Source organism: Pseudomonas sp. S2_B07, assembly GCF_054668435.1.
Genome location: NZ_CP162769.1, coordinates 2,014,393 through 2,030,613 on the forward strand (window position 1 = coordinate 2,014,393; position 16,221 = coordinate 2,030,613).

At 58.3% G+C, this 16,221-nt stretch carries 14 protein-coding genes; 6 read left to right on the top strand and 8 right to left on the bottom strand.

From position 1 onward, the window contains the following. Positions 1–323 precede the first annotated feature (323 nt). The 3 genes from AB4N43_RS09365 to AB4N43_RS09375 are packed head-to-tail and all read right to left on the bottom strand — an operon-like array spanning position 324 to position 3,629. Positions 324–1,328 carry a 4-hydroxythreonine-4-phosphate dehydrogenase PdxA gene (locus AB4N43_RS09365; protein WP_027925847.1) on the bottom strand — a complete coding sequence of 335 codons (1,005 nt, stop codon included), beginning with the start codon at positions 1,326–1,328 and terminating at the stop codon, positions 324–326. Continuing rightward, positions 1,325–2,281, bottom strand: a complete 957-nt coding sequence (locus tag AB4N43_RS09370) for an amidohydrolase family protein (protein ID WP_194939854.1) — start codon at positions 2,279–2,281, stop codon at positions 1,325–1,327. Before AB4N43_RS09370 ends, AB4N43_RS09365 begins: the two co-directional genes overlap by 4 nt. Next, positions 2,274–3,629, bottom strand: coding sequence for an MFS transporter (locus AB4N43_RS09375; RefSeq protein WP_460153840.1), 1,356 nt, complete (start codon positions 3,627–3,629; stop codon positions 2,274–2,276). Before AB4N43_RS09375 ends, AB4N43_RS09370 begins: the two co-directional genes overlap by 8 nt. A 389-nt stretch (positions 3,630–4,018) precedes the next feature. Between AB4N43_RS09375 and AB4N43_RS09380 the strand changes: the two genes are divergently transcribed. The 4 genes from AB4N43_RS09380 (at position 4,019) to AB4N43_RS09395 (ending at position 8,159) form a co-directional block, all read left to right on the top strand. After that, positions 4,019–5,035, top strand: coding sequence for a Bug family tripartite tricarboxylate transporter substrate binding protein (locus AB4N43_RS09380; RefSeq protein WP_460153842.1), 1,017 nt, complete (start codon positions 4,019–4,021; stop codon positions 5,033–5,035). 52 nt (positions 5,036–5,087) lie between these two features. After that, entirely contained in the window at positions 5,088–5,621 is a 534-nt protein-coding gene (locus AB4N43_RS09385; protein ID WP_460153844.1) for a tripartite tricarboxylate transporter TctB family protein, read from the top strand. Next, positions 5,618–7,147, top strand: a complete 1,530-nt coding sequence (locus AB4N43_RS09390) for a tripartite tricarboxylate transporter permease (RefSeq protein WP_027925852.1) — start codon at positions 5,618–5,620, stop codon at positions 7,145–7,147. Before AB4N43_RS09385 ends, AB4N43_RS09390 begins: the two co-directional genes overlap by 4 nt. A 70-nt stretch (positions 7,148–7,217) precedes the next feature. Next, complete coding sequence (locus AB4N43_RS09395) at positions 7,218–8,159, top strand: LysR family transcriptional regulator (protein ID WP_027925853.1); 942 nt, start codon at positions 7,218–7,220, stop codon at positions 8,157–8,159. Positions 8,160–8,198: 39 nt separating this feature from the next. Here AB4N43_RS09395 and AB4N43_RS09400 read toward each other — a convergent pair whose 3' ends face one another. Next, complete coding sequence (locus AB4N43_RS09400; RefSeq protein ID WP_460153845.1) at positions 8,199–9,062, bottom strand: DMT family transporter; 864 nt, start codon at positions 9,060–9,062, stop codon at positions 8,199–8,201. 508 nt (positions 9,063–9,570) lie between these two features. On the opposite strand from AB4N43_RS09400, the gene cysD reads away from it, so the two are divergent. Together cysD and cysN are read left to right on the top strand one after the other, a co-directional pair. Beyond that, positions 9,571–11,013, top strand: coding sequence for a sulfate adenylyltransferase subunit CysD (gene cysD / locus AB4N43_RS09405; RefSeq protein ID WP_460153847.1), 1,443 nt, complete (start codon positions 9,571–9,573; stop codon positions 11,011–11,013). Next, a complete protein-coding gene (gene cysN, locus AB4N43_RS09410) occupies positions 11,013–12,908 on the top strand; it encodes a sulfate adenylyltransferase subunit CysN (protein ID WP_460153849.1) in 1,896 nt (631 codons plus the stop codon). The genes cysD and cysN overlap by 1 nt, the downstream gene beginning before the upstream one ends. Before the next feature lie 137 nt (positions 12,909–13,045). On the opposite strand, the gene AB4N43_RS09415 is transcribed toward cysN, so the two are convergent. The 4 genes from AB4N43_RS09415 to AB4N43_RS09430 are packed head-to-tail and all read right to left on the bottom strand — an operon-like array spanning position 13,046 to position 16,215. Continuing rightward, positions 13,046–13,492, bottom strand: a complete 447-nt coding sequence (locus AB4N43_RS09415) for a hypothetical protein (RefSeq protein WP_460153851.1) — start codon at positions 13,490–13,492, stop codon at positions 13,046–13,048. A 25-nt stretch (positions 13,493–13,517) separates the two neighbouring features. Then, positions 13,518–14,600 carry a glycosyltransferase gene (locus AB4N43_RS09420; RefSeq protein ID WP_460153853.1) on the bottom strand — a complete coding sequence of 361 codons (1,083 nt, stop codon included), beginning with the start codon at positions 14,598–14,600 and terminating at the stop codon, positions 13,518–13,520. After that, positions 14,600–15,559, bottom strand: coding sequence for a glycosyltransferase (locus AB4N43_RS09425; RefSeq protein WP_460153855.1), 960 nt, complete (start codon positions 15,557–15,559; stop codon positions 14,600–14,602). The genes AB4N43_RS09420 and AB4N43_RS09425 overlap by 1 nt, the downstream gene beginning before the upstream one ends. Then, on the bottom strand, positions 15,559–16,215 hold the full coding sequence (locus AB4N43_RS09430; protein WP_460153857.1) for an acetyltransferase: 657 nt from the start codon (positions 16,213–16,215) through the stop codon (positions 15,559–15,561). Before AB4N43_RS09430 ends, AB4N43_RS09425 begins: the two co-directional genes overlap by 1 nt. Positions 16,216–16,221: the final 6 nt, after the last annotated feature.

Below are 16,221 nucleotides of genomic sequence, written 5' to 3' on the forward strand. Positions count from 1 at the left end.
AATTCCTTGCGCTGCCGGCTTCTTGTCGTTGTTGGGTCGCTGCTCAGAACCGCATGGGGGGCAGGTTCCAGGCATTCGATGGAGCGACTTTAGCCAGCGCTCGGGGGTGCGGATAATCACTTATGCGTATCCGGCGATAACCTGAGGTGATCGCATTTTTGTATTTTTGCCTAGATGGGGTTATCAGCCCCAACACAAAACAAAGGTGGGAGCGCGCTTGCTCGCGATAGCGGTATGTCAGTCACTGCTGCTGTGACTATCAGACCGCTATCGCGAGCAAGCTCGCTCCCACAGGAGATTTTCGTTGTGTTGAAGACCGGGGATCAGTAGGTGTTGGTGCCCATCCGGCACGCGATTTCGAACGCCTGGCGGGTCGCCCCGACATTCGCTTTGCCCTGCCCTGCAATGTCGAATGCTGTGCCATGGGCCGGGGTGGCAATCGGTATCGGCAAGCCGCCCTGCACCGTCACGCCGCGGGAGAAGCCCATCAACTTGATCGCGATCTGTCCCTGGTCGTGATACATCGTCACCACCGCGTCAAAGGCACTGGCATCGCCCTGCACCTTGAGGAAAATCGTGTCCCCCGGGTACGGCCCTTCCGCCGCAATCCCCAACGCCTGGGCGGAGCGCACGGCGGGGCCGATGATGTCCAGTTCTTCGCGACCGAACGAGCCGTTGTCGCCGTTGTGCGGGTTCAGCCCACACACGCCGATACGCGGTTTGGCCAGGCCATTGCGCTTGAGCGCGGTGTCGATCAACTGAATGGCTTCCACCACCCGCGCCTGCGTGAGCATGCCCGGCACTTCAGCCAGCGCCACGTGGGAGGTCACCCGCGACGTCCACAAGTTATCGAGCACGTTGAACTCACAGAACGGCCCGTGGAAATCCAGCAACTCGGCGAACCAGTGCAGCTCATCGTTATGCGCCATGCCAGCCATGTGCAGCGAGGTCTTGTTCAGCGGTCCGAACAGCACGGAGTCGGTGATGCCGGCCTCGGTCAGGCGCAAGGCTTTTTCCAGGGTATCGAGGCTATAGCGACCGCCGATGATGCTGGCTTCATTGCGCGCAAATTCGCCAATGGTGTCGCCGCGAAAGTCATAGAACAGCGGCGTGTCATCAACGAATGACAGTTGCTCCAGCGACTCGACGCGACGGTACGGAAACTCCGTCCCGGCAATGCGCATGCCGCGACGCATTTCTGCCTCGTCGGCGATCAAAATCACCTGGGCCTGACGGCGCACCTCGGGCTCGGCGAGCAGGCGTGCGATCAGTTCCGGGCCGATGCCGGCCGGGTCGCCCAGGACCATCGCGATGGTGGTTTTGTTCATGCTTCACTCCTCAAGGATTCAGGCCGCGCCCGGTCAATGGCGCAAGGCTCGCAGCGATAGACTTGCTGCGCGTTGCTGTAGAAAAGCCGTTGCTGATCGGCGCTCGGAAAATCGGCAACGATGGATTTGAAACCGCTGTAAATGTCGTCGAACGAGCCGCACAGGCTGTCCACGGGGAAGTTGCTGGCGAACATCGCCCGGTCGCTGCCGAACATGGCAATGACTTCGCGCACGATCCAGGCGTTGTCCTTGGCGCGCCAACGCTGGCCGCCCTGGCCCAGGCCGGAAATCTTCACCCGCACGTTCGGCCACTGCGCCAGCCGCGCCATCGCCAGGCGCCAACCGGCCAGGCCTTCGGCACTGCGGTCATTGGGCAATCCGGCATGGTTGAGAATCAGCGTGACGCCAGGAAAGTCCCGGGCCAGGCGTTCGGCTTCGTGCAGGTTCCACCAAGGCGTCTGCAGGTCGAAATGCAGGCCCAGGCCTTCGAGCGCGGCGTAACTGCGGCGCCAGTGCTCATCGCTCATCAGGCTGCGCACGTGCCCTACCTGCTCCGGTGCGACAGGACCGCCAGGCTTGTGGCGCACACTGCGCACGCACTTGAAACCTGCTTGTTCGGTGAGCACCGCGATAGCGTCCGGATGGTCGAGCCAGGCTTGCGCGACGATGGCGTTCGGCACGCCGTAGCGCGCGACCAGCCCCTCGATGAAACGGGTTTCGCCAATCGGGTCTTGCGGGTTCCATTCAGTCTCGACGTACACCGTTTGCACGACGTTATGGGCACCGGCATCGACGAAGTAGTCATCGGGAAAATAGCGACGCTTGATCGCGCTGTAATCACCGTAGCGAAACGCAATGTTGGCCTCGGGCGCGAGCCACGGATGGTTATTGATCGCCGGGTCCCAGAAATGGTGATGGGCGTCTACGATCGGGCCGTCCCACAACTTAGTCATGACGCACCTCATCCAGGCTGATAAACAATGTGGCCAATACAAAGACCGCCGAGCACGCCGCAAAGAACCCCAGCACCGGCGCGAAACCACCGGCCATTTGCACAATGACGCCCACCAGAATAGGCACCGCGATACCGCCCGTGCTGCCGGCCATGTTCATCACACCGCCGATCAAACCGACCCGGGCCGGCGCCGCCAGCAGCGCCGGGAAGCTCCAGTAGAGACTGCCCCACATCAGGAAAAACGCAGTCATGGCCAACAGCGCCACCGCCGCAAAAGGATCACTCAGGGTCGGCAGCAACAGGAACGCGCTCAACGCCACGACACCGGAAAACGCCAGCAGACTCTTGACTGCCACACCGCGGCTCACACCTTTGCGAATCAAGCCGTCGCAGAGGAAACCACCGGTCAATGAACCCAGCGCGCCGCAGATGAAAATCACGAAGGTCGCCGCGCCAATGCCCTTGATATCAAAGCCGCGAGCCTGCGCCAGGTAACTGGGGCCCCAGGTCAGCAAACCGAAATACACCATCGCCCAACTCGCACGGCCGATCAGCAAACCCGTCAATGAACGGGCCGCAATGCCCAGCCCCTTGACCGGCGCACGGGCGGCTTCGGCAGCCGGCGTGGCGCGTCCGGCGTTGATCTTCTCCAGCTCCTGGGCATTCACTTGTGGATGCGTGGCCGGGTCATCGCGCAGGTAACGCCGCGCCAGCCACGCCAGAACAAGCGTTGCGAGGCCGGCGATCACGAACGCCAGACGCCACGAATCCAGCGAAGCAATCAGGTACGCAATGATCAACCCGCCCACTGCCACGCCCAACGGGCTGCCACTGTCCATCAGCACCGCGCCGCGACTGCGCTCGCTCGGCGCCAGCCACAGGGAAATCAGTTTGCCGCCGGACGGAAACAAGGGCGCCTCGGCGGCCCCCAGTGCGACGCGGGCGAACAGCAGTGACACACCGCCCGTGGCAAAGGCAGCGATGACCTGAAAAGTCCCCCACAACCCCGTGGACCAACTGATCACCCGGTGCGGGCCGAAACGGTCAATCAGCCAGCCGCCAGGAATCTGCAACAGCGCATACGCCCAGAAGAAGCTGCTGAGGATCAGCCCTTGCAGGCTCGGCGACAGGGAGAATTCATGGGCGATGGTCGGCATCGCAATCGACAGCGACACTCGATCGATCAGGTTGACCATGGTCAACGCAAAGATGATCGCGAAAATCCGCCAGCGTACGCTGCTGGCGTTGCCCGCCCCGGAGAGCGGGACGGCCGCTACGGTTGATTGAACACCAGCCGATTGAACACCAGCATTGTGCAGATGCAGGGAAGCACTGGGACGAGCCATGGTGCGTACCTCGATTTATTATTTTTGTGGTGACGACATTACCGCGGCGTGGCGGCGTTGGTGAGCACTATCGAAGGCTCAGTGATAACCGTCTAATCAAAACTTGAAATCAGGCGATAGCTTCGAGTTATGGCATGTCCTGCTTTCAGGCAGCTTTCAACGGATAGCCGCCTTTCGGTTTTCCTCGAAAACGGCCCTGGCACAAAGCCTGGCGCGTCAACGGCCACTTTCACCGCCCAGACCTATAACCCCAGGCTATCGGTGTATGTATTGTTTTGACTAGACGCGGAGCCGGCGGCTTCACACACTCAGGCCAGGCTTGCAGCTTTACCGCATCGACAAGCCGCTCATAACAATTACAAGAAACACAAAAACGAGGCCATTCCATCATGCGAAATGCATTCGTCCGTCGCACCTCCCGTTTGTTTCTCGGCTGCACACTGATCGCCGCTGGCGCACTTCCCGCTCTCGCCAGTGCTGCCTGGCAGCCGGACAAGAACGTCGAAATCGTCGTCGCCGGTGGTCCCGGTGGCGGCACTGACCAACTCGGTCGCCTGATCCAGTCGATCATCACCACCCACAAGTTTCTCGATGTGAATACCATCGTCCTCAACAAGGGCGGTGGCAATGGTGCCGAAGCCTTTCTCGACCTGAAGATGAACAAGGGCGACGCGGAAAAACTGGTGATCGGCACCAACAACATCTACCTGTTGCCGCTGGTGTCCAAGCTCGGTTACCAATGGCAGGAACTGACGCCCGTCGCCGCCGTGGCCGAGGATGACTTCATTCTCTGGAGCTACAAAGACGCGCCATGGAAAGACGCCAAGGGCTTCTACGCCGCGGTCAAGGCGGACCCGTCGAACCTGCGCATGGGCGGCAGCCAGTCCAAGGATGTCGACCAGACCCTGACCCTGCTGCTGAACCAGACCAACGACGCCAAACTCGTCTACATCCCGTTCAAGAGCGGCAGTGAAGCCGCGACCCAACTGGCCGGCAAACACATCGCCGCCAACGTCAACAACCCCAGCGAAAGCATCAGCCAATGGCGCGGCGACCAGGTCGAGCCACTGTGCGTGTTCAGTAAAGAGCGCATGGGCTACACCGAGAAAGTCGCCGGGGATAAATCCTGGGCCGACGTGCCGACCTGCCACGAAGAAGGCCTGGGCATCGACCAGTACCGCTTTCCGCGCACCGTGTTCATGCCTGGCGACGTCACGGCCGAACAGCGCGCGTTCTATGTCGAGCTGATGCGCAAAGTCACCGAGACGCCGGAGTTCAAGGCGTACGTGAAACAGAACGCACTGGTGCCGACCTTCCTCGAAGGCGAGCCGCTGACCGCCTACATTGAGAAAGACACCGCCCGCGTGACCCCGGTGTTCAAAGAAGCCGGCTGGCTGAAAAACTGAGTCGCCAACGGCCGTCCGCATGCGCGCGGCCGTCACCTGCTGGAGGTGTTTGATGTCCCAATCTTCGGATTCACCGGCGCTGGTCGGCACCCGCTGGGTCGAACTCGGCCTGACACTCTTCACCACGCTGATCGGCGCGGTGGTGATGTTCGGCAGCGTCGAACAAGGTATCGGCTGGGGCGATTCCGGCCCCGAGCCGGGTTACTTTCCCTTCTACATCGGCCTGCTGTTGAGTGCCGCCAGTGTCGGCAACGGCGTGTTGACCGTGGTGCGCTGGCAAGCCCTGAGCATTTCATTCGTCAGCCGCAGCGCATTCAAGCAAGTGTTGTCGGTGTTCATCCCGATTGCGCTGTTTGTCGGCGCCATGCCGTTCACCGGTATTTACGTGGCCTCAGCCTGTTTCATTGCCTGGTTCATGTGGCGTGACAACGTCCGCGTCAAACCTTACGGCAAGCTGATGATCGGCACGGTGTCGCTGGGTGCGGTGCTCGCCAGCTACCTGATTTTCGCGCTGTGGTTCAAGGTCCCGCTGGATGCCGGCCCGATAGGCGACTGGATTGCCCTGGCCGGGAGAAATTTCAAATGAGCGAGTTCGATTCCCTGCTGCAAGGCATGAACCTGATCCTGACCCCGGGGCATATCGGCCTGATGGTGATCGGCGTGCTGCTGGGCATTCTGGTCGGCGTGTTGCCCGGCCTCGGCGCCCCCAATGGCGTGGCGTTGCTGCTGCCGCTGACGTTCACCATGTCGCCGGTGTCGGCGATCATTCTGCTGTCGTGCATGTATTGGGGCGCGCTGTTCGGCGGCTCGATCACCTCGATTCTGTTCAACATTCCCGGTGAGCCCTCATCGGTGGCGACGACGTTCGACGGTTACCCGATGGCCCGTGAAGGTCGTGCCGCCGAGGCACTGACTGCGGCGTTCAGTTCGGCACTGATCGGCGCATTGGCCGGGGTGTTGTTGCTGACGTTTCTGTCGACAAAAATTGCCGCGTTTGCCATGTCGTTCAGCTCGCCGGAGTTCTTCGCGGTGTACCTGTTGGCGTTCTGCACCTTCATCGGCATGAGCAAGAACCCGCCGCTGAAAACCGTGGTGGCGATGATGATCGGGTTTGCCATGGCGGCGGTCGGCATGGACACGGTGTCCGGCAACCTGCGCCTGACCTTCGACCAGCCAATCTTGATGACGGGCATCAGTTTCGAAGTGGCGGTAATCGGCCTGTTCGGCATCGGTGAAATCCTCTGCACCGTCGAGGAAGGCCTGGTGTTTCGCGGCGAGCATGCGCGCATCACACCGATGGTGATCCTGCGCACTTGGGCCAAGTTGCCACGCTACTGGTGGACGATTGTGCGCAGCACGCTGGTCGGCTGCTGGATGGGCATCACCCCTGGCGGCCCGACGGCCGCGTCGTTCATGAGCTACAGCCTGGCGAGGCGATTCTCCAAGAACCGCGAGAACTTCGGCAAAGGTGAACTCGAAGGCGTGATCGCCCCGGAAACCGCCGACCACGCCGCCGGCACCAGCGCCCTGCTGCCAATGCTGACCCTGGGCATTCCCGGTTCGGCCACGGCGGCGGTGATGCTCGGTGGCTTGATGATCTGGGGCCTGCACCCTGGCCCGACGCTGTTCGTCGAGCAGCATGATTTTGTCTGGGGCCTGATCGCCAGCATGTACCTGGGCAACGTGGTCAGCCTGATCGTGGTGTTGGCCACCGTGCCGCTGTTTGCCTCGATCCTGCGGATTCCGTTTTCGATCATCGCGCCGATCATCATCATGGTCTGCGCCATCGGTGCCTATTCGGTGCACAACTCGTTCTTCGACGTGGTGCTGATGCTGGGCTTCGGCGCGCTGGGGTATCTGTTCAAGAAACTCGGTTATCCGATTGCGCCACTGGTGTTGGCGGCGGTGCTGGGCGACAAGGCGGAAGATGCGTTCCGTCAGTCGATGCTGTTTTCTGACGGCCATTTGGGCATCTTCTGGTCCAACCCATTGGTGGGCAGCCTGACCACGGCGGCGCTGCTGATGCTGTTCTGGCCGCTGATTTCCAAGGCGCTGGGCGGCCTGATGGGCCTGCGCAAACCCCACGTCGCCAAACCCAAATCGGTGCTGTGACACAGCAATGCTGGCAACGCCTGACATTTGTTGTCAGGCTTGCCGCAGACTTCCTTGCGAGCCACGGCCCATGACCCGAATTCCTCCTGCCAATGTGATCCACAGTCGACTGCGTCTGCGCCAACTGCGGTTGATGCTGGCGTTGCAGGAATTCGGCTCGCTGCGCCGCGCCGCCGACCACATCGGCATGACCCAACCGGCCGCGACCAAAATGCTCCACGAAGCCGAGGACTTGCTCGGCGTCGAACTCTTCGAACGCCTGCCCCGGGGTATGCGCGCTACCCCGTTCGGCGAAACCGTCATTTACTATGCGCGCATGGTGTTCGCCGAACTCAGCGGCATGCGTGAAGAATTGGTGGCGCTGGAGTCCGGCAACCTTGGCCGTGTCGCGGTCGGTGCGATTCCGGCACTGGCCTCGGGACTGTTGACCCGCACCATCGCGACCTTGAAACAGAGCCATCCGCGGCTGTCCATGAGCATCCAGGTCGACACCAGCGACGTGCTGGTGCAAGCGCTATTGCAGGATCAACTGGATATTGTATTGGGGCGGATTCCGGCCGGTGCGCGGGCCGAGGAGTTGCTGTTTGACAGCCTCGGTGAAGAAGCCTTGTGCGTGATCGCCGGGGCGAAAAACCCGCTGGCGCAGGAGAAACAGCTGAGCTGGGCGGAACTGCAGCACATGACCTGGGTGCTGCAACAGCATCCGAGCCCGATGCGCGCCATCATCAATCAGGTGTTCCACAACGCACGGGTCGACATCCCCAGCAGCATTGTCGAAACCACCTCGATCATGACTTTGCTTTCGCTGGTGCAGCAGACCGACATGCTCGGCGTCACGCCGGTGTCGGTGGTAGAAGACTATCCCGGTCGGGATTTGCTGGCCATTTTGCCGATCAAGTTCGAAGCACGGCTGCCGCCCTATGGGCTGATCACCCGGCGTCATCGCATTCAATCGTCGGCGATGCAGGCGTTCATGAATTCGGTGCGGGCCGAGCACGCGTTGGCCAAATAAAAAGGCCCGGAGCATTAAATGCTCCGGGCCTTTTTCGGTTTACGCGTTTTTACGGAACACGAAGACCAGACCGACGATGATCAGCAGCATGCCCAGCAGACTCAGCGCCGCCAGCCTGTTGCCGAAAATCAGGTAGTCCATCACTGCCGTCACCGCCGGCACCAGGTAAAACAGACTGGTGACATTCACCAGATTGCCCCGGGCGATCAAGCGGTACAGCAGCAACGTCGCCAGCACCGACACCACCAGTCCCATCCACAACACCGGCACGATAAATCCCGTGCTGTGTTCAAAATGAAACGGCTGGAACGGCACGAAGATCCCGCACAGCAACAGCCCGGCGAGGTATTGCACCGGCAGTGTGCCGAGGGGATTGTCGGTGATGCGTTTCTGCATGATCGAGCCGAACGTCATGCTCGCCAGCGCCAGCAATCCGAAGAGCATCCCGGCCATCGACATGCCGGCCAGGCCGATGCCCTGATACACCACCATGATCAATCCCGCCAGACCCAGCCCCAGACCGAACATCCGGCTGAGGGAGCGCTGACGTTCCATCAGCACCACGGTCAGAATCGGTTGCACGCCCATGATCGTCGCCATCATGCCCGGGGTGACTTTCAGGTCCAGGGCCAGCAGATAGAAAATCTGATAAGCCCCCAGCAACACCACGCCCGTAGCCATCGCATACAACATCGGCTTGCCGCCCTTGGGCAACTTCAGCTTGAGCAAAGGCACCAGCAGCACCAGACCGCACAAGGCGATGGCGAAGCGCACCAGCAGAAAAGCAAAGGGTGACGCATGCGCCAGGCCCCATTTGGAGAAGATCGCCCCGCTGCTCCACAGCAGGACGAACAGGCTCGTGGACGCCGCCGCGAGCGCGGATTGTTTCGAAAGGACAAACATGAAGACCACCTGTAGTCAGGCAAAAGCCAACTCAGCCGAAGCTGAAATTCAGTAGTTTTTTCTGGCGGGCAAAGGGCAGCAGCAAAGAGAAGCTGATCAGCCCGAAATGCCAACGCCCGGCGGTGATACGACGGCGTACACCGGCGTGCTATGGACAGGTGGGGGGTAATGACTGATCTGCGCAGGCTGCTGATTCCCGCACGGCAAGACGCCAGCGTTGACCGCTGAATCGACTACCGCGTTGATGTGGAATGCAGGCATTGGGCTGATCTTTTGGGAGGGCCGTGCTGGGTTAGCAGGCGAGTGCCGACTATAACCAGCGCCGGACAGGGATTGCAACGTGCCGAACCACTTCCATTCACAACAGCTTAAGTTGAGCGCGAAACTTTCAGCAACGACTTGTCGCATTACGTGATTAAATGCAGAAAATAATGAATATGCCGATTAAAGAATTACTAAATGATGCCGATAACACATCAATCACATATTGCGACAAGGAAAGCAGTTCATGCTTAACCCAGACCTTCTTGGATTGGACGCCCCCGTGGTATGGGACACACAGCTGGCATTCCTTCACCTGAACCAACTCGAACACGCGGACACCAAGCGCACCGCCGAGCGGCGCCTCCACGAACTCGATCTGCTTCCCCCCGAGCTCACAGCGTCAAGCCTACGTGACGAGTCCGGCCGCCAGCCGACACCTTCGGTCCTGGCGTCGGATATTGAAAAAGCCCGCAGCAAACGTAAATTGGTGCTGTTCGTCCAGTTGCTGCGCAGCGCTGACGGCAGCGATTTCTTGCACGCCAACGATGCCCGGGGCGCTCGCTACTGGCTGCCACTGGGTAGTCGACCTGTCGACGCGCCGCAACTCACTGAAGCGCTGCAACGCCTCCAGACCCACATTGCCAAACCCGTCGTCATCTTCCCGAGTGGTCGCCTGGTCGCGGTATGCCGCCACGCCAGCGTACCGCCGAATGTCGAATTGGGACTGCTGAGTTATCTCGCCGTGCTGGAAGAAAACCGTCAACACACAACGGTCGATTCATTGGCGGTGCGCACGCCACACCTCAAGCGCCTGGAGGCCGAAAGCCTGCAGATTATTCGCGAGGCGGTCGCTGAAGCAGAGAATCCCGCCATGCTGTATTCGATGGGCAAGGACAGCGCCGTGATGTTGCACCTCGCTCGCAAGGCCTTTTATCCATCAGCCCCGCCCTTCCCGCTGCTGCATGTGGATACGCGCTGGAAGTTCCAGGAGATGTACCTGTTCCGCGACTTCATGGCGCGGGAAAGCGGAATGGACCTGTTGGTGCATATCAACCCGGAAGCCATCAGCAAAGACATCAACCCTTTCGATCACGGCTCGGCCCTGCACACCGACATCACCAAGACCGAAGGCCTCAAGCAAGCACTGGATCAGTACAAGTTTGATCTCGTGTTCGGCGGCGCGCGTCGGGATGAAGAAAAATCCCGGGCGAAGGAACGGATTTTTTCATTCCGCACCCAGAGCCATCACTGGGATCCGAAACAGCAGCGACCCGAACTGTGGAATCTCTATAACGCGCGTAAACACCAGGGCGAGAGCATTCGGGTCTTCCCGCTCTCTAACTGGACAGAACTCGACATCTGGCAATACATCTATCAGGAAAATATTCCAGTCGTGCCGCTGTACTTTGCCAAAGAGCGGCCCGTGGTCGTTCGCAATGGCACGACCCTGATGGTCGACGATGAGCGCATGGCCCTGCTGCCCGGCGAGAAGATCGAAGCCAGGAACATCCGCTTTCGTACCCTTGGCTGCTATCCCCTGACGGGGGCCGTGGAATCGACGGCTACCAGCGTCGCCGACATTTTGCTGGAGCTACTGGGCTCCAACGGCTCCGAGAGACAGGGGCGAGCCATTGACAGTGACAGCTCGGCCAGCATGGAAAAGAAAAAACAGAAGGGCTATTTCTGATGGTACTGAAAGCACAAACCGCCGCCATCCACCGGCCCTCGACGATTGAAGCCTTCCTTGAACAGCAACAAGGTCAGGACCTGCTGCGTTTTATCACTTGCGGCAGCGTGGACGATGGAAAAAGTACTCTGATCGGACGGTTACTGTGGGACTCCCGACAACTGACAGACGATCAGTTGAGTGCACTGAAAAACGAATCTAAAAAATATGGCACCCAAGGCGAGGACATAGACTTTGCCTTGCTGGTCGACGGCTTGTCGGCAGAACGCGAACAGGGCATCACCATCGATGTGGCCTATCGATATTTCGCCACGGCCAAGCGCAAATTCATCGTTGCCGATACTCCGGGCCATGAGCAATACACACGCAACATGATCACCGGCGCTTCAACGGCCGACGTGGCAGTCATCCTCGTTGACGCTCGGCAGGGTGTGCTGACGCAAACGCGGCGACACGCTTACCTGGTGTCGCTGATGGGGATTCGCCAGGTCGTGCTGGCGGTCAACAAGATGGACCTGACCGGTTTTGATCCGGACACTTTTCAACGCACCGTCGATACCTTTCAGGCGTTCGCGCAAACACTCGGTTTTGAACGCATCACTCCCATCCCGGTCAGCGCACTCAAGGGCGACAACATCACTCAGCGCTCGATAAACACGCCTTGGTATTCGGGACCGACGCTGATGGGATGCCTGGACACCATCGCCGTCAACGCTGTCGAATCCGAACGCCTGGTGTTTCCTGTGCAATGGGTGAATCGACCTGATGCGTCGTTTCGCGGGTACAGCGGCTATGTCGCTGAAGGGAAAGTCAGCGTGGGCGACGAGGTGCGCGTCACCCTCTCCGGCCACACCGCGACCGTGACCGACATCGTCAGCATGGACGGCCCGATGCAGGAAGCGTCGTGTGGCGATGCGGTGACGTTGAAGCTCAGCCAGGAAATCGACGCCTCGCGCGGCGATATGCTTGCCCTGAGCCAACGTCCGCTGGAAACCACCGACCAATTTGAAGCAACGCTGGTGTGGATGAATGAAGATGCGGGCCTGCACGGTCGTAACTACGATATCAAGCTGGCCACGCAATGGGCTTCCGCGTCGATCACCAACATCAAGTATCGAGTCGATATCAATACTCTGGCCCACGATGCCTGCAAGCAGTTGCTACTCAATGACATCAGCGTCTGCACCCTGGCACTGAGCAAACCACTGGTCTATGACAGCTACCAGCACTCCAGAACGCTGGGCGGCTTTATTCTGGTGGATCGGCTCAGCAACGCCACGGTGGCCGCGGGTATGATCACCCACAGCCTGCGGCGTGCGCAAAATGTGCATAAACAAGTGCTGTCGATTACCCGCGAAAACCGCGAAAAGCTCAATGGGCACAAGGGCAAGGTCATCTGGTTTACCGGTCTTTCCGGCTCAGGCAAATCGACGCTCGCCAATGCGCTGGAAGTCGAGTTGCATGCAAGCGGCTACCGCACCTACCTCCTCGACGGCGACAACGTGCGTCAAGGGCTCAACAAAGACCTCGGTTTCACCGACGCAGACCGCGTGGAAAATATTCGGCGCATCGCCGAAGTCGCCAAACTGATGATGGACGCCGGGCTGATTGTCATGACCGCGTTTATTTCACCGTTCCAACGGGAACGGCAAATGGCGCGTGAACTGATCGGTGAAGAGAACTTTGTGGAGGTGTATGTCAGCACGCCGCTAGAGGTCTGCGAGCAACGGGATGTGAAAGGGCTCTACAAGAAGGCGCGCTCGGGGCAACTGCCAAACCTGTCGGGAGTGGGCAGTCCTTACGAAGCGCCGGACGCCGCTGACTTCGAAATCGATGCCGGGCAGACAGAACTGGAGACTGCAATTACTCGATTAATACGGTCCATCAAACAGTAATTGATGAGCCAGGCATAAAAAAACACCCCGAGCCCCGGGGTGTTTTTTTGGACAGATGAAAGTAAAAACCGCCTCTTGAACCCATCCATGCTCGAGCGACCACGACGACTGCGTCGGCATTCTTCCGGCGTTATCAATTAACCCTTGGTGGATTTGATATCAAACTTCGACGGGCTGGTGCATGCCAAACGGCTGACGCCTTCCTGCTGAATGATCTTCACGGTGTAAACACCGGATTTCAGCGCGCCGATGTCTACGACACCGGTGAAACCAGCCATTTCCAGGTCTGGCTTGGCAAAGGCTTTGGCGACGTCCGGACGCGAGGAACGAACTAGAGGTGCAGTCATCGCAACCTCTCCACCCGAAGAAATAATCTCGAGAGAAACGTCTTTAGGCACGGTACCCGCCGCCACGTTGTAAGCCCATCCCCACACTTCAAACGGTGCGCTTGTCGAAAGCTTTGCTTCAGCTTTCGGACTGTCCAGAGAGCAGTAGTTATTGACCGCGATATCCTTCGGCTTGCCCGCATCACAAGCAGCCAGAAGACCCAACATAGCAACCGCTGGCAAGTACAAATAGCGCATAACACTTCCTTTATGTATGTTCATTTTAATAATCATCGCGCTTCAAAAAATTTTTCAAGGCGCGTCTCACCCCAATAGTCTTCCCGGCAATCATGGCCAAAAACTTCGGCCGCAATATGTCGATTTCGCCCATCTTAGCCTGAAACCATTGCCCATCTATGCCGTAGGCTTCTTCGAGAACCTCTCGATGCACACGGCTAGCGAGCAAATGATTCAGCTTGATCATTCCGATCATTCTGTAGGCCTTGCCGATAGCTGCGTTCGGCAAAAAAAACAGCAGCACCTTTTCGATCTCAAGGTGTATCGAGCTGGGTATTTCCGGGTACTTCAACAACCCGAAAAACCCCTCTTTCAGTTGTTGCACGCCGACGTCCTGAAAAAACGTCTCGGCGATCAGGTAGTGTTCGTTCATCGTACGAATGGAATTGGTCACCGACTGGCTACTGACATTTTCGCCCGGCATGACTCTGAAGCAAATCAGCTCCCGCTCGGAGATATGGATTGGATAACGTTTTATCAATCTGATCCACATATCATAATCAGGCAGCTGCCGGAGATTGTTGCTGTATCCCCCGAGCTCTTCGTAGCACTTGCGACGGATCATCACGGTCGGGTGACAGAGGCAATTGCCGTGATCCAGGAAGTAGCGCAGCCATTCACCTTGAGTTCGGTTCGCCTGATCAAACACCGAACCAAATGACAGGCTTTTCTTGCTGATGAGATTCCCGTGTTTGTCGACAAAACGGGCCCGCCCAAAACTGGCTCCCAGCTCTGGATTCGTGCGCAGAATATCAAGCTGGAAAGCCAGCTTGTCCTCATCCACCCAATAATCGTCGGAATTGATAAGTGTCACAAATTCGCCAGTGGCACGCTCGATCAACTCATTGGTGACGACGCTCGCGCCGCGATTGATTTGATGTGGAAAAAAACGAATCCTCGCGTCCGTAAATCCTTCGACCACCTCACGGGTAGTGTCGCTGGAACCATCATCGGCGATCAAAAACTCGAAGGCTACGTCGCGTTGCGCCAGCACGCTTTTTATAGCCTGGGCAACGTAAGCGGCATGGTTGTAGGTTGCCATGACCACACTAACAACGGGTGGCTTCATTACACTCGCCCTCGACGGGCAATCTTCAATAACTGTCGAGTGACGATGGGGGGCATCAGCCCACGAATGATGGCGAGAACGATTGGCGGCATGAACTCATCCAGCCTCGCCAATATTCTCAAGGCGGGCCGCGCCAGCCTTCCGGCCAGACGTTCGCCATGCGCGAGTAATATGATCCGCCGCAGATTGTGTTCCAGGCGCGTGAATTCAGCGTGGTACGTCTGCCGTGTGATCGTGTCATAAGCGGGGATCAGGCTCAGTTGCAACTGAAGCTTCTCTAAATGCGCAAAGCCGGACCAGGCGCCGCTGGCGTGGACACGGTAAACCGACATGGGCTCTTCGATAAAACCAATCAGGCTGGTGCGGGCCACGCAGATATTAACGATCCAGTCATAGGACTTGAGCTCGAACAACTCCGTCGGCAAATTATCAAGCCCCGACTTTCGATACATGCACGTGGAAAAATTACCGACTAGGTTATCCGCAATCAGATCACGAGCCCCCAACAAACGATGCCCCGTGCCAATGGTTGTCCGCTCGGTAAACGTTGCACTCTCTTCGTAGAAAACAAAATAGTTGACGGAGCAAAGGTCGCATTCCCAATGCTCGTTCAGAAACCGGACTTGCCGGGACAACTTGTTCGGACTAATCCAGTAGTCATCGCCTTCCAATACAGCAACATACTGGCCCGTGCACACAGCGAAACCACGCTGATAGTTTCTGGTAATGCCTATGTTGTCGCCCGACAGGTACGTGAAAATAAATCGTGAGTCGACGCCATCGTAGGCCCGGATACGATCCAGCGTCCCATCCGTCGATGCATCATCCGCGACCACCAATTCAACAGGACCTGCGTAGTCCTGTTTGAAAAGTGATTCCAGCGCTCGATCGATGTACGACTCGTGATTATAGGTAACCAGAAGGACCGACAACCCGACGTGTGGCTTAGCCTCTGACATTACTTCACCATTGGCCGGGCGGGATTGCCCACTACGGTTGTATTCGGTTCTACGTCCTTGATCACAACCGCTCCCATTCCGACCACTGCTCCCGCGCCTATCAACAGCGGTTTACCGTGCCTGCCTTGCTTGATCAATGCGCCAGCGCCTATGTAGGCGTGATCACCGATAGTCACATTCCCATTACATTTGACTCCCGGTGCGAAGGTCACGTAGTCCCCGATCACACAATCATGAGAGATATTGCATTGGTTGTTGGCCTGAAAGAATTGGCCGATCGTGACGTTGGACGTAATGATCGTCTGCTCGGAAATCATGCAGCCTTCGCCGATTTCGTTGTTATCCAACATCTTCACACTGTTTGCTACCAGCGAGAAAGGCTCGATTTTCCGGGCAAGGCAAGCTTCAGCGATCCGCTGACGCACCTTTGAATCACCAATCGCCACATTAAAGCGCTTGACCCCTTCCAGTTCGAAAAACGCCTGCAAGCTAATCGTCCGGTATCCGTTGATCTGCGTCTCTTGTTCGAGGTTCTCTACAACAAACAGTAAATGAGCGTTCAGGTCCGCTAATTTGTCCTGCAGCATCCCACGCAACATCGGCATGACTTCCCGGCCATGCCCACCCGCACCAATCAGACCAAAATAGGTATTCATAGAGTT